The sequence below is a fragment of the Vibrio sp. CJQ_6 genome (assembly GCF_043106745.1).
GTDB lineage: Bacteria > Pseudomonadota > Gammaproteobacteria > Enterobacterales > Vibrionaceae > Vibrio > Vibrio furnissii.
Window position 1 is genome coordinate 18653 of sequence record NZ_JBICMV010000025.1, and the last position, 14054, is coordinate 32706.

Annotated in this window: 15 protein-coding genes; 1 reads left to right on the plus strand and 14 read right to left on the minus strand. The window is 50.4% G+C overall.

Going from position 1 to position 14054, the window contains the following annotated elements; all coding sequences use genetic code 11:
* The 14 genes from ACF8PK_RS13980 to ACF8PK_RS14045 form a co-directional block, all read right to left on the minus strand.
* Positions 1-390, minus strand: coding sequence for a F0F1 ATP synthase subunit I (locus ACF8PK_RS13980; RefSeq protein WP_038152649.1), 390 nt, complete (start codon positions 388-390; stop codon positions 1-3).
* Between the two features lie 187 nt (positions 391-577).
* Positions 578-1459, minus strand: coding sequence for a ParB/RepB/Spo0J family partition protein (locus ACF8PK_RS13985; protein WP_014204192.1), 882 nt, complete (start codon positions 1457-1459; stop codon positions 578-580).
* A gap of 23 nt (positions 1460-1482) precedes the next feature.
* A complete protein-coding gene (locus ACF8PK_RS13990) occupies positions 1483-2256 on the minus strand; it encodes a ParA family protein (RefSeq protein ID WP_014204191.1) in 774 nt (257 codons plus the stop codon).
* Positions 2257-2271: 15 nt separating this feature from the next.
* Positions 2272-2907 (minus strand): 16S rRNA (guanine(527)-N(7))-methyltransferase RsmG, encoded by a 636-nt coding sequence (gene rsmG / locus ACF8PK_RS13995; protein ID WP_392441870.1) that lies wholly within the window; start codon positions 2905-2907, stop codon positions 2272-2274.
* Entirely contained in the window at positions 2907-4802 is a 1896-nt protein-coding gene (gene mnmG, locus ACF8PK_RS14000; protein WP_004728718.1) for a tRNA uridine-5-carboxymethylaminomethyl(34) synthesis enzyme MnmG, read from the minus strand. The genes rsmG and mnmG overlap by 1 nt, the downstream gene beginning before the upstream one ends.
* A 488-nt stretch (positions 4803-5290) precedes the next feature.
* On the minus strand, positions 5291-5725 hold the full coding sequence (mioC, locus tag ACF8PK_RS14005; protein WP_392441872.1) for an FMN-binding protein MioC: 435 nt from the start codon (positions 5723-5725) through the stop codon (positions 5291-5293).
* Between the two features lie 297 nt (positions 5726-6022).
* Complete coding sequence (gene mnmE / locus ACF8PK_RS14010; RefSeq protein WP_004728720.1) at positions 6023-7384, minus strand: tRNA uridine-5-carboxymethylaminomethyl(34) synthesis GTPase MnmE; 1362 nt, start codon at positions 7382-7384, stop codon at positions 6023-6025.
* A gap of 94 nt (positions 7385-7478) precedes the next feature.
* On the minus strand, positions 7479-9101 hold the full coding sequence (gene yidC, locus ACF8PK_RS14015; protein ID WP_004728721.1) for a membrane protein insertase YidC: 1623 nt from the start codon (positions 9099-9101) through the stop codon (positions 7479-7481).
* 2 nt (positions 9102-9103) lie between these two features.
* Positions 9104-9361 carry a membrane protein insertion efficiency factor YidD gene (gene yidD, locus ACF8PK_RS14020; RefSeq protein WP_081454181.1) on the minus strand — a complete coding sequence of 86 codons (258 nt, stop codon included), beginning with the start codon at positions 9359-9361 and terminating at the stop codon, positions 9104-9106.
* Positions 9328-9651 (minus strand): ribonuclease P protein component, encoded by a 324-nt coding sequence (gene rnpA / locus ACF8PK_RS14025; protein WP_004728722.1) that lies wholly within the window; start codon positions 9649-9651, stop codon positions 9328-9330. The genes yidD and rnpA overlap by 34 nt, the downstream gene beginning before the upstream one ends.
* A gap of 46 nt (positions 9652-9697) precedes the next feature.
* Entirely contained in the window at positions 9698-9835 is a 138-nt protein-coding gene (gene rpmH / locus ACF8PK_RS14030; RefSeq protein ID WP_004728723.1) for a 50S ribosomal protein L34, read from the minus strand.
* 254 nt (positions 9836-10089) lie between these two features.
* Entirely contained in the window at positions 10090-10827 is a 738-nt protein-coding gene (locus ACF8PK_RS14035; protein WP_004728724.1) for an amino acid ABC transporter ATP-binding protein, read from the minus strand.
* The gene (locus tag ACF8PK_RS14040; RefSeq protein WP_004728725.1) at positions 10824-11495 is read right to left on the minus strand and encodes an amino acid ABC transporter permease; all 672 of its coding nucleotides are present in this window, start codon (positions 11493-11495) and stop codon (positions 10824-10826) included. Before ACF8PK_RS14040 ends, ACF8PK_RS14035 begins: the two co-directional genes overlap by 4 nt.
* A gap of 72 nt (positions 11496-11567) precedes the next feature.
* Positions 11568-12314 (minus strand): amino acid ABC transporter substrate-binding protein, encoded by a 747-nt coding sequence (locus tag ACF8PK_RS14045; protein WP_004728726.1) that lies wholly within the window; start codon positions 12312-12314, stop codon positions 11568-11570.
* 310 nt (positions 12315-12624) lie between these two features.
* Between ACF8PK_RS14045 and dnaA the strand changes: the two genes are divergently transcribed.
* Entirely contained in the window at positions 12625-14031 is a 1407-nt protein-coding gene (dnaA, locus tag ACF8PK_RS14050) for a chromosomal replication initiator protein DnaA (protein WP_004728727.1), read from the plus strand.
* Positions 14032-14054 lie beyond the last annotated feature (23 nt).

Sequence of the window (14054 nt, forward strand, 5' to 3'; positions counted from 1 at the left end):
CTATTTTTTGTTGTTAATGAAAAGCACTGGCGCACAGATATTAATACCTAGAGCCAGCAAATAGGTTAGTTTTAGGGGAACAAGTTCCACCTGCATATACATGTAGGCGACAGAGAACAGTGCGATAGTGATGAGGATTTTAAGTGTTTCACCTGTGTAGAAAGAGGCCGTAATTCGCTTTGCAGCACGAGCTCCACTAAACATAAAAGCACACAGCGCAAAAACTGCATTAGCGAAGACAAAAATGCCCCCACCAATCAGCGCTGAAATTCCCCATTCAGCATTTACGGCAATCGCCATCCCTGCTGCCACAACCATAACCGCGCCGAACTGGATCATTAACAATTGCTTTGCAAGCGCTCGTCCTGGCCTAGCTAACGCAGCTACCATGTATTCGTACCTCTAGTAATGTCCAGCACACAACATATTGCTGGAGCCGGAAATTGGCGAAAATTATACGGTGACATCAATTGATTGCAATTACAACGCTGCAAAAAGTTACAATTTTGTTTACACACCGACATATTTCGCTAAAGAAATCTTATTTTTCACAATTGATTTAAATCAATTATCTCACTTAGCCTTGTAGCTTGGCAATTAGTTGCTCGAATTTGTGAGGCTCATCAAGACTTATCGTGACTTTTGACTTTCCGCTTTTTGAACGGACGATTGACACTTTTGCCCCGAGTTTTTCACTCAGATTTTGTGACATTTGTTGTATTTCTACGTCTTCTGGCACATTTTTTACATCAGAGTGCTCTGAGAGGCATTTTTTTACGAGTTGTTCAGTTTGGCGCACCGTCAGTTGTTTCTTCGCAACCCGAGCAGCCACTTCAATTTGCTGCTCACCGTCGAGCATCAACAGCGCGCGAGCATGGCCCATTTCTAACTGACGCGTCTCTACCAAACGTTTCACGCTGTCGTCCAGTTGGTTCAAACGCAGCAAGTTACTCACCGTGGCGCGCGACTTACCGATCACATCCGCAACTTGTTGATGAGTCAGTTTGAATTCATCCTGCAAGCGTTCTAGCGCTTGTGCCTCTTCGATCACATTCAGATCTTCACGCTGAATATTTTCGATCAACGCCATGGCGATCGCCGCACGATCGTCGACGCGCTTCACCAAACACGGCACTTGCTTGAGGCCGGCTTGACGCGCCGCTCGCCAGCGACGTTCACCGGCAATAATTTCGTAACCACCCAACGCCAGTGGACGCACCACGATCGGCTGAATGATGCCTTGAGATTGAATGGAGGCAGCCAGTTCTTCCAGCGCCTCCGGCGACATATCTTTACGGGGTTGGTACATACCCGGCTTCAGGTTGGTGATCACAAGATCGGTCAACTCACCCTCGCTAGACATAGCTTGGCTTTGAGAGGCCACGTGTTGTTTCTCACGAGCCAGAGAGCTGGTGGACAGCAGTGCGTCCAGCCCTTTTCCTAAACCACGTTTAGTCATGCACACGAATCCTTTAGTTGGTGTTATGCGGGTACTTCTTCACGACGTAACATTTCGCCTGCCAACGCGAGATACGCTTTGGCTCCGGCCGAATACTTGTCGTAATACATGGCAGGTTTGCCATGACTTGGCGCCTCAGCGAGGCGAACGTTGCGAGGGATAACTGTGCGGTACACCTTGTTGCCAAAGTGTTTTTTTAATTGATCAGAAACTTCGTTAGCGAGTCGGTTGCGTGGATCGTACATGGTACGAAGCAGACCTTCGATCTTCAGATTGTCATTCACCACCGCAGCTAACTTACTGATGGTATCCATTAACGCCGTTAAACCTTCCAAGGCAAAGTACTCGCATTGCATCGGTACTAAAACCGAATCGGCTGCCGCCATCGCATTGATTGTAAGGAGGTTTAAAGAAGGAGGACAATCGATAAAGATGAAATCATAGTTATCACGAACTGACGCGAGAGCGTTCTTCAAACGCACCTCACGCGCAAACACTTCCATCAGTTTGATCTCGGCTGCCGTCACGTCGCCATTGGCTGCAATCAGGTCGTAATGACCTGTGGTCTTACGACACACCACTTCTTCAAATGGGGCTTCTTCGACCAACAGCTCGTACGCAGTGGCATCAACCTGATATTTATCCACACCGCTGGCCATAGTTGCATTGCCTTGCGGGTCGAGATCAATCACCAGCACTTTGCGTTTGGTGGCCGCCATTGAGGCCGCCAAATTAATACAAGTTGTTGTTTTTCCTACGCCACCCTTCTGGTTAGCGATCGCTACGATTTTACCCACGGCCGTGCCTCGTTATTATCCCTTGCGCGATAAGATTACAAGATGACGCTCACCTTCCAACTCAGGAACTTTCAAAGCTTTGATATCGATCACAGAACACCATTCCGGCAGCTGTTCAATCTCATCTTGCGGTAATTGCCCTTTCAGCGCTAAGAAGACACCGGTTTTAGCACGCGGTAAGTGATGGCACCACTCCACCATGTCCGTGATGGAAGCGAACGCACGACTCAACACACCGTCAAAACCGTCTTCACCACCGTCAAACTCTTCCACGCGGCTCTGAACCGGCATGACATTGGTGATGTTCAGTTCATGCAAGACCTGTTTGATAAAGCGAATCCGCTTACCCAAACTATCCAACAAAACAAAGCTCTTGGTCGGGTTCATGATCGCCAAAGGAATCCCCGGCAGACCTGGCCCCGTCCCTACATCAATAAAACGCTCCCCCACCAACAGCGGGCTCACCACAATACTATCCATAATGTGCTTCACGAGCATGTCAGACGTGTCGCGTACGGATGTCAGATTATAGGCTTTGTTCCATTTGTTGAGCAGCTCGACATAACCAACCAACTGCTCACGTTGACGCTCAGACACGTCAAGGTCGGTCTGAGCAATCAGGGCATCAAGTTTAACGCGTAGTGAATTCATTACGCGGCTTCTCCTTTCTTGAGTAGGCCGTGTTTTTTCAGGTGCACCAGCAGAATGGAGATCGCCGCAGGAGTGATTCCCGAAATGCGTGACGCAATACCGATACTTTCCGGTTTCGCGTTATTGAGCTTCATCACCACTTCGTTTGACAAACCTTTGACCGCTTTGTAATCGAGGTCGATGGGCAGTTTGGTGTGCTCATGACGCAGAGATTTTTCGATCTCATCTTGCTGACGCTGAATGTAACCGTCGTATTTCACTTGAATTTCAACTTGTTCCGCGGCTTCACGATCCTCAAGCGCAGGAGCAAAGGCCGACAACGAAGTCAGCAAGTCGTACGTCATTTCAGGGCGACGTAGCAGATCTTCACCACTGGCTTCACGCGACATCGGCGTTTTCAGCAGTGCGTTAAGCGCGTCAACACCGTCAGAATTCGGGTTCATCCAGGTCTCTTTCAGACGTTGACGTTCGGTTTCCATGTGTTCAATCTTCTGATTGAAACGTGCCCAACGCGCATCGTTGATCAAGCCCAGTTCACGGGCTTTTTCAGTCAAACGTAGATCGGCATTGTCTTCACGCAGCAGCAAACGGTATTCCGCACGCGATGTGAACATGCGGTACGGTTCTTTGGTGCCCATGGTTGATAAATCGTCAATCAGCACGCCGACATACGCTTGGTCACGACGTGGGCTCCAGCCCTCTTTGTCTTGGCTAAACAAGCTCGCGTTCAGACCCGCCATCAGGCCTTGCGCTGCCGCTTCTTCGTAACCGGTGGTGCCGTTGATCTGGCCAGCAAAGAACAAGCCTTGAATAAACTTGGTTTCAAAGGTCTGTTTTAGATCGCGTGGATCAAAGAAATCGTATTCGATCGCATAGCCCGGACGGACAATATGCGCATTTTCAAACCCTTTCATCGAACGCACGATCTGCACTTGCACGTCAAAAGGCAAACTGGTGGAGATGCCGTTTGGATACAGTTCTGTGGTTGTCAGACCTTCCGGTTCGATGAAAATTTGGTGGCTGTTTTTATCCGCAAAACGCATGACTTTGTCTTCAATCGACGGACAGTAACGCGGCCCAATCCCTTCAATCACACCCGCATACATTGGGCTGCGATCGAGGTTGGCACGAATCACGTCATGCGTTTTCTCGTTGGTGTGCGTGATGAAACATGGAATCTGACGCGGATGATGCTCGCGTTTGCCCATGAATGAGAACACCGGTGTTGGATTGTCACCGTGTTGCGCTTCCAATATCGAGAAATCGACACTATTGGCATCGATGCGAGGAGGTGTGCCGGTTTTCAGACGATCCACGCGGAATGGCAATTCACGCAGACGCTGTGCTAAAGCGATCGATGGTGGATCGCCTGCGCGGCCACCAGAGAAGTTTTCCAAGCCAATGTGGATCTTTCCGCCCAAGAAGGTGCCCACGGTCAATACCACGGCTTTGGCGCGGAATTTGAGCCCCATTTGGGTCACCACACCACGCACTTGATCGTTTTCAACGATCAGATCATCCGCCGCTTGTTGGAACAGCGTCAGATTGGGGGTGTTTTCCAACGTATGGCGAACGTACGCTTTGTACAGTGCACGGTCGGCCTGAGCACGTGTCGCACGTACCGCTGGCCCTTTTGAGGCGTTCAGTGTGCGAAATTGAATACCCGCATGATCGATGGCTTCTGCCATCAGACCACCCATCGCATCCACTTCTTTAACTAAGTGGCCTTTACCAATACCGCCGATTGCTGGATTACAGGACATCTGTCCCAGTGTGTCGATATTGTGAGTGAGAAGTAACGTACGTTGGCCTGTACGAGCGGCTGCGAGCGCGGCTTCCGTTCCTGCGTGACCGCCACCAACCACAATGACGTCAAATGTTTCGTGATAAAGCATGAACGACCTCAGGTATTCATTGAGCGAAGAGATAAAATAAAAGAGACGTATTCTACCTTCTTTCCATTGGCTAGAAAATCGCTTTTCTGCTTTTTTCCATCCCGAGTGTTTAACTAAATAATATATAAAGATCTATTTAGAGATCTTTTATTGGATCTATTATTAGGATCGACGATCTCTGTGGATAAGTGAAAAATGATCAACGAGATCATGGATCTTCTCTTGATCAGAACATGTGATCATCACCTGATCTGTTCGAGGATTAGCTGGGATCAAAAATGGCAGTTATTCACAGAGGGTAATTTGGATCTAAGTTGTTATTTGGATAACTATAGGTTGATCACCGGATAAGCGCAGAGTTATGCACAGCCCTTCGCGTGAATCGATACTGCCTTTTTCTGACGAAAGCGTGAAAAAACATTCACAGCGGGGCACGTTCCCTTTCTTGAGATTTAAAAAAAGCGACCGATGGCCGCTTCACAGACCGATTAGAACGCTTCCATGCGCTCATTGAGCCACACTTCGGCGGCATCTTCCGGCACGGGATACTCTTGCACATCGATGGTAAAGCAGTCCGCAAGCGGTGTTGCCCCAATATCTTCGAGCAAATCAAACGCGTGTTGGCCCGCGGCACAGAACGTGTCATAACTTGAGTCGCCTATGGCCACCACGGCAAATGTCAGATCGCGGGTGTTGGGGGGGGTGGCTTGTAGCGCCTGAATAAACGGTTGGATGTTGTCTGGGTAATCGCCTGCGCCGTGCGTCGATGTGATGATCAACCACGTTCCTTGCACAGGAATCTCTGCCAATTGTGGCTGATTGTGAATCGTGGTCTCTTTTCCCTGCGCCTGCAGCAAATCGCTGAGGTGATCTCCGACGTATTCTGCGCCGCCTAAGGTACTGCCTGTGATGATGTGAATCATATAAAACCCCGAGCTGTTTCGTCTTAAACGAAAGAAGTGAATAATCGACTTGGGTGAGAAGAATACAGGGGTAAGCTGTGGATAGTAAAGGGCAAGATCGTGTACCCACGCTATCAAGAAAGGATCCTGCCTGTGCACAAGCTTCTCCACAAGGGGGATCGCGCCTAAGGGATCATTCTCGGTCAAAGGTCATGTGGTGCAGGGAAGGCGGGGAAAATGAGTTGACAAAAAGGCAAAGAAACGCGGGCGTATCACAAAAAATAGGCTAAGCGCTGAGTCACGCTTAGCCTTCATCAATTACTTGCCGATACAGAATGAGGAGAAGATGCGCCCGAGTAGGTCGTCTGAACTGAATTCCCCGGTGATCTCATTGAGATGTTGCTGCGCCAGACGCAGCTCTTCTGCCAGAATCTCTCCCGCCATGTAGCCTTCCAGTTGCTGCTGACCAATGCTCAGGTGTTCTGCGGCACGTTCCAGCGCATCGAGGTGGCGGCGGCGCGCCATAAAGCCGCCTTCTTGATTGCCGGTAAAGCCCATGCACGCTTTCAAGTGTGAACGCAGCGCATCGACGCCTTCACCGGTTTTCGCCGATAGGCGGATCAGCGTGGGTTGATTCACGTGGCAGATCCCCAGCGTTTCGCCGGTTTGATCGACTTTATTGCGGATCACGGTCATGCCCATGCTGTCGGGTAGGCGATCGACAAAATCGGGCCAAATGTCTTTGGGATCGGTGGCGCTGGTGGTGGTGCCGTCAACCATAAACAGAACACGGTCCGCTTGCGCGATTTCGTCCCACGCTCGCTCGATGCCAATTTTTTCCACTTCATCCGACGCTTCCCGCAAACCGGCGGTGTCGATGATGTGCAGTGGCATGCCGTCGATGTGAATGTGTTCACGCAAGACATCACGCGTGGTGCCGGCAATATCGGTCACAATCGCAGACTCTTTGCCAGATAGCGCGTTCAGCAGGCTGGATTTCCCGGCGTTCGGACGGCCTGCAATTACCACTTTCATCCCTTCACGCATGATGGCACCTTGATTGGCTTCTTGGCGCACCGCGTTGAGGTTGTCGATGATGGCTTGTAGGTCGCCGGAGACTTTGCCGTCGGCAAGAAAGTCGATTTCTTCTTCCGGAAAATCAATTGCTGCTTCGACGTAGATGCGCAGATGGATCAGCGATTCCACCAGCGTATGGATGCGTTTGGAAAACTGCCCCTGCAGCGATTTGAGCGCTGATTTGGCTGCTTCTTCGGAGCTAGCGTCGATTAAGTCGGCAATCGCTTCCGCTTGTGTCAGGTCCATCTTGTCGTTAAGAAACGCGCGCTCAGAGAACTCGCCCGGACGCGCCGGACGCACGCCAGGAATCATCAGAATGCGTTTGATGAGCATATCCATGACCACAGGGCCGCCATGGCCTTGCAGCTCCAGTACGTCTTCACCGGTAAACGAGTGCGGGTTTGGGAAGAAGAGCGCGATGCCCTGATCCAGTTCAACCCCCGACTCTGTTTTGAAAGGCAGGTATTCTGCGTAACGTGGCTTGAGCGTGCGGCCGGTCACTGCCAGCGCCACTTCCGTGGCTTTGGGACCTGAAACGCGAATAATGCCAACGCCACCACGACCCGGAGCCGTGGCTTGCGCGACGATAGTATCGGTAGTCATAACCTTACCTGTAAAAAAATCGAATTAGCGTCATTGTAATCAGCAAGCAACAAAAAGGCGACCTTTTGGCCGCCTTTGCTGATTCGCTTCGTGCTTACTTGGAGTGTAAGCCTTTTTTCTCCAGACCTTTGTAAATCAAAGTCTGTTGAATCAGAGTCACGATGTTCGATACCAACCAGTACAGCACCAAACCTGACGGGAAGAACAGGAAGAAGAACGTAAACATAACCGGCATAAAGGTCATGATCTTCTGCTGCATTGGATCCGTCACGGTGGTTGGGCTCATTTTCTGGATGAAGAACATACTTGCACCCATCAACAATGGCAGGATGTAGTACGGGTCTTGTGCTGACAAGTCGTGAATCCAACCAAAGAATGGTGAGTGACGCAGTTCAACCGATTCCATCAGGGCCCAGTACAGCGAAATGAAGATAGGCATCTGTAGGAAGATAGGTAGACAGCCACCCAGCGGGTTCACTTTCTCTGTCTTGTACAGTTCCATCATTTCTTGGCTCATGCGCTGACGGTCATCGCCGATGCGCTCACGCATGGCTTGCAGTTTTGGTTGCAGCATGCGCATTTTCGCCATGGAGGTGTACTGCGCTTTAGTCAGCGGGTACATCGCACCACGTACGATGAAGGTCAGACAGATGATTGCCACACCCCAGTTACCAACGAATGACTGAATCACAGACAGTAGCCAGTGCAGTGGTTTCGCGATGAACCATAGCCAGCCGTAGTCAACCACGAGGTCAAGGTTTGGCGCAGTGGCCGCCATTTGGTCTTGTAGTTTAGGACCAACCCACAGGGTGGCTTTGAAATCAGCTTGTTGGCCATCTGCGATGGTTTTGTTTGGCATGCGGACGCCAATGTCACCTAGGTTGCCGATCACGCGAGAGTACAGGTTGGTGCCTGGCTCGTTGCGTGGAATCCATGCAGACGCAAAGTAGTGTTGGATCATCGCTGCCCAACCTTGACCGTTGGCGAGGTTCATCGCAAGGTTGCGATCCTGCATGTCGTCAAAGCTGTATTTTTTGTAACGCGTATCTTCAGTTGAGTAAGCGCCGCCACGGTAAGTTGGCATCGCTAGGCTACCGCCAGAATCGAGCAGGTTTTGACGCAGGTGTGCGTACATGCCCAGAGTGGCGTTGTTGCCTGAGTGGTTCACCACGTTGAATTCAACGTCAACCGCGTAGTTCCCACGTTTGAGCACGAATGTTTTGGTGTATTCAAGGCCGTTGGCTTGGTAAGTCATCGGAATGCGCAGTTCATCTTGGCCGTCAGCCAGCGTGAAGCTGTCTGCGTCAACCGTGTAGGTTGGGCGATTGTTGCTGCTCAGATCGATCCCTTGAGGGCCGATCAGGCCGCTTTGTGCGATGAATTGATGACCTTGTGTATTTTTCAATAGGACGAATGGGTTTTCTGAGTCCAATTCGTCAGAGTATTGGTTCAGTTTTGCTGTGACCACATCACCACCAACTGTGTCGATAGACAGAGTCAGTACATCTGTAGTGACGGTAATCACTTTGGCCGCAGCACTGTTTTGCGATGGTGCTGGATCGAACTCATCGGCTAAAGACGGTGCAGGGACGGCACTGCTGGTTTGAGCCTGCTCAACCGCTTGAGGTGCTGGGTTCTTCGCTACTTGCCACTGTTGGAAAAGTAAAAAAGAAACCAGAGCCAAAGCGATTAACAGGATATTACGTTGAGAATCCATCGTTATTTATCTCTGTCGTGTTTTTGGACTGGTGGAACGGGGTCAAATCCCCCTTCGTTCAAAGGGTGGCATTTTAATAGACGTTTGCCGGATAACCAACACCCTTTTACAAATCCGTGAGCTCTCAACGCTTCTATCGCATAAGTAGAGCAAGTGGGAGTAAATCGGCAACGCGGGCCGATCAGCGGACTAATAAACCACTGGTATAGTCGGACTAAACCAATGGCTAGCCACGTGAAGGGCGTGAAAGGCGATGCCATAACTTGTCGAACAAAGTGAACATTTCCTCATTGCTCAAATCTTGGGCGCTTTTCTTCGCAATGACAACATAATCTTTGTGTGCAAGTTTGTGTTGATTGAGACGAAAGCTTTCGCGGGCCAAACGCTTGAAGCGGTTACGACCAACGGCTGTCTTGATTTGTTTCTTAGGAACCGCTAACCCTAAACGAGGATGAGAAAGGTTATTATCGCGTGCAATGATGGTGAAATGGGGGGAGCCTGCTCGGTGAGCTTGCTGAAAGACATTTTGATAATGCTCGGGAGTTAACAAACGTAACTCCCGATTAAATGCGTACGTACTCAAAATAAGCTAGCGATTATTTTGACAGGCGCTTACGGCCTTTTGCACGACGTGCATTAATTACTTTACGACCGTTCGCAGTCGCCATGCGTGCACGGAAACCGTGAGTACGCTTGCGCTTTAGAACTGTAGGTTGAAAAGTGCGTTTAGACATGGTTATTACCTTTACTGATCAGTAGTTTTTAGGTTCATAAAACCCGGCGTGGGCAATACGTCTTCTCTGTATATAAAAGAAAGGACATTCCGACGCCTCTCAACAAAGAGGCGGAATTGTAATCACAGTCACAAAAGGTGTCAATGATTGGGTTTGCCGAAACTCGATTCCAACGAACGAAAAACGTTCAGGCTCGGGCTTCATACTTTCCGGTCGGCCGATTATACGGAGTCTCGATAAAATCTCAAGGATCCTTAATCGATCCCGACCTGATTCAGGAATTTTCTGAGGCGTGGATCCTGTGGATGGTCAAAGATATCCTGTGGAGAACCTTGCTCAACAATATTCCCTTCCGCCATAAAGATCACGCGGTCGGCGACCTCTTTGGCAAATTGCATTTCGTGAGTCACCACCAGCATGGTTTGGTGCTGGGTGGCGAGTTTTTTCATGAGCCCCAGCACTTCGCCCACCCATTCTGGGTCTAGCGCAGAGGTGGGTTCATCAAACAGCAGCAGTTCCGGCTGCAGCGCCATCGCACGGCCAATACCGACGCGTTGCTGCTGGCCGCCCGAAAGCGCTGCTGGGTAGCTGTCGCCGCGATCGCCCAGACCAATGTCTTCGAGGATCTGCTGCGCACGCTGTAGCGCTTGATCTTTTTTCCAGCCACGCACGGTGATGAGGCCTTCCGCAATGTTCTGACGTGCGGTGAGGTGAGCAAACAGCGCGTAGTTCTGAAACACGAATCCGGTTTTGCGGCGCAGGGCCAGCACTTCGGCTTTGGTGTGTTTTTGGGTATCGACGCTGACATCATCAATGGTGATGGTGCCTTGGTCGGCCTGCTCAAGAAAGTTCACGCAGCGTAGCAGAGTGGATTTACCGGTGCCGCTGGAGCCGATAATCACAATGATTTCACCCTGATTGATGGTGATATCGATGCCTTTTAGTACCTCGGCATCGCCAAAGCGTTTATGAATGTTGGATAACGTGATCATCGTACATACGCCTTATTCAGTTTGTTCTCTGCCCAAATCTGCACGCGGGTCAGAACCATCACGACCGCCCAGTAAATCAGTGCGACGGCCAGGAAGGCTTCAAAGAAGCGAAAGCTGGAGGAGGCTTCCATCTGCGCTTTGGCCATGATTTCCGCCACGCCGAAGGTAAATGCCAGTGAGGTCGATTTGATCATGTCGATGAAGTAGTTCATCAATGACGGCAGCGCGACGCGGCTGGCTTGCGGCAAAATAATGCGGCGCATCGCTTGCCCCGTGGTCATGCCGACCGACAGGCTGGCTTCCATCTGGCTGCGGTCGATACCGATGATCGCCGCGCGAATGGTTTCGGCCATGTAGGCAGCAAAGTGCAGCGTCAAACCGATTACGGCCGCGCTAAACGCATCAATGCCGATTAATAGTGGGAAAATCTGCGGTAGGCCGTAGTACAACAGAAACATTTGTACCAGCAGCGGTGTGCCACGAAAGAAGCTGATGTACAACTGGCTCAGGGCGTTCAACACCGGCACTTTGAACACGCGGATGTTGGCCAGCAGCACGGACAAAATCAGCGCAAAGAACATGCCCCACACCGCCATTTCCATGGTGGTGCTCAGATACTTGAGCAGGATCGGCATCAGCCCCAGCATGTATTGAAAATCAAACCCCATTTACGTCCCCCTAAAGACAACAAAAGGCGGAATCCTGCGATTCCACCTTATTGATTCGGCTGTTGGTCTCAGTTATTTGGTAATATCCGTACCGAACCATTTCTCAGAAATCTGGCTCAGTGTACCGTCTGCACGCATCGCAGCAAGTGCTTGGTTCACTTCCGACTGCAATTTATGGCCTTTCTCGTTGTTCAGGAATGGCCACGCGTTGGCGATGGTTTCAAATGGAGACCCTGCCAATTGCAATGGCAGACCTGTTTTATCAATTACTTCCAGCACAGAGAGGCGGTCCATCACGAACGCATCGATGCGGCCCAGCGCGACATCACGTTCAAAACCGGTATCGTAGGTTTTGATGTTGATTTTGCCGTCTTTGTCGTGCGCACGCAGCAGTTGTTCGAAGTTTGACCCCAAGTTCACCGCCACGGTTTTACCGGCCAGGTCTTCGATGCCTTGAATGCTGTCGTTGCCTTTACGCACGGCGATTTGCGCGCCATCGATGACATACGGTGCCGAGAACAGGTATTTCGCCTGACGCTCTTTGGTCATGGTGATCTGATTCGAGATGGTGTCAATGCGGCCAGTTTCCAGCAAACCAAACAAACCTGAGAAGTTTGAGGTCACGTATTCCACATGGTAATCGTTGCGTTTACCGATCTCGTTCCACACATCCACTTCAAAACCTTGCAGTTGGTCTTGCTTGACGAAGGTGAATGGGAAGTAACGACCCGACATCCCGACTTTGATGTCTGTTGCGGCTTGTACAGTCGCGGCGGATAGAGCAAGCGCGGCCACTGCCAATTTAATCCAGTTTTTCATCTTGTGACTCCTTATGATTATAGGGCGTGATATTACTGGTAAATAACTTAATAGAATAAATAACCAGTTGTTATTAACCATAACTGGACGATCACCCATTTTTGGGGATAACTCCGGTTGATCATTGAATCTGTGGATCACTGTGTGAGTAAATTTAGGACGTGCTGTGTGGATCTTGCCAACTGATGAGAAAATATTGTGAATAACTTGGATCTTATTCACTGGATCGTGGATCAATCGCTGGCGATCTGAGTTATCAACAGGTAGAATTGCCAATCTTTACCGATCATTGATTTAGAGTGAGAGAATCGTGTCATCTTCGCTTTGGTTGCAGTGCCTGCAACAGCTTCAAGAGGAGCTACCAGCCGCAGAATTCAGCATGTGGGTTCGTCCGTTACAAGCGGAGCTCAATGACAATACTCTCACTTTGTTTGCACCCAACCGTTTTGTGCTCGATTGGGTTCGTGACAAATACATCAACAACATCAACCGCCTGTTGAAAGACTTTTGCGGTCATGATGTGCCGAGCCTACGGTTTGAAGTGGGCAGCCGCCGGGTGGTGGCGCCAAAACCGACTCAAAAACGCACCGCTGCGGATGTGGCGGCAGAGTCTTCTGCGCCTGCGCAACTGGCACAACGTAAACCGATTCACAAAACCTGGGACGATGATGCGGCCAATGCGCCGGAAATTACCTATCGTTCCAACATGAATCCAAAGCACAAATTCAATAACTTTGTCGAAGGTAAGTCGAACCAGCTCGGCCTTGCGGCTGCGCGTCAGGTCTCCGACAATCCGGGGGCGGCCTACAACCCACTGTTTTTATACGGCGGGACCGGTTTGGGTAAAACGCACTTGCTGCATGCGGTGGGCAATGCCATCGTCGACAACAACCCGAACGCCAAAGTGGTCTACATGCACTCGGAACGTTTCGTGCAGGACATGGTGAAAGCGCTGCAAAACAACGCGATTGAAGAGTTCAAACGCTATTACCGCAGTGTGGATGCACTCCTGATCGATGACATTCAATTCTTTGCCAATAAAGAGCGTTCGCAAGAAGAATTTTTCCATACTTTCAACGCGCTGTTGGAAGGAAACCAGCAAATCATTTTGACATCCGACCGTTATCCAAAAGAGATCAACGGGGTGGAAGATCGCCTCAAATCCCGCTTTGGCTGGGGACTGACTGTTGCGATCGAGCCACCTGAGCTGGAAACGCGCGTCGCAATCTTGATGAAAAAAGCCGAAGATCACCAAATTCATCTGCCGGATGAAGTGGCGTTCTTTATTGCAAAACGTCTGCGTTCAAACGTGCGTGAGTTGGAAGGGGCGCTGAACCGCGTGATTGCCAATGCCAACTTTACCGGTCGCCCGATCACCATCGATTTCGTGCGTGAAGCACTGCGCGATCTGTTGGCGCTACAAGAGAAACTGGTCACCATCGACAACATTCAAAAGACCGTTGCCGAATACTACAAGATTAAAGTCGCGGATCTGCTCTCCAAACGTCGTTCACGCTCAGTGGCGCGCCCTCGTCAATTGGCGATGGCACTGTCGAAAGAGCTGACCAACCACAGCTTGCCGGAAATCGGCGACGCGTTTGGGGGGCGTGACCACACGACCGTGCTGCATGCGTGTCGTAAGATCGAACAACTGCGCGAAGAAAGCCACGATATTAAAGAAGACTATTCGAACCTGATTCGAACCCTGTCTTCGTAACATCACGCGATACTGAGCGCGGA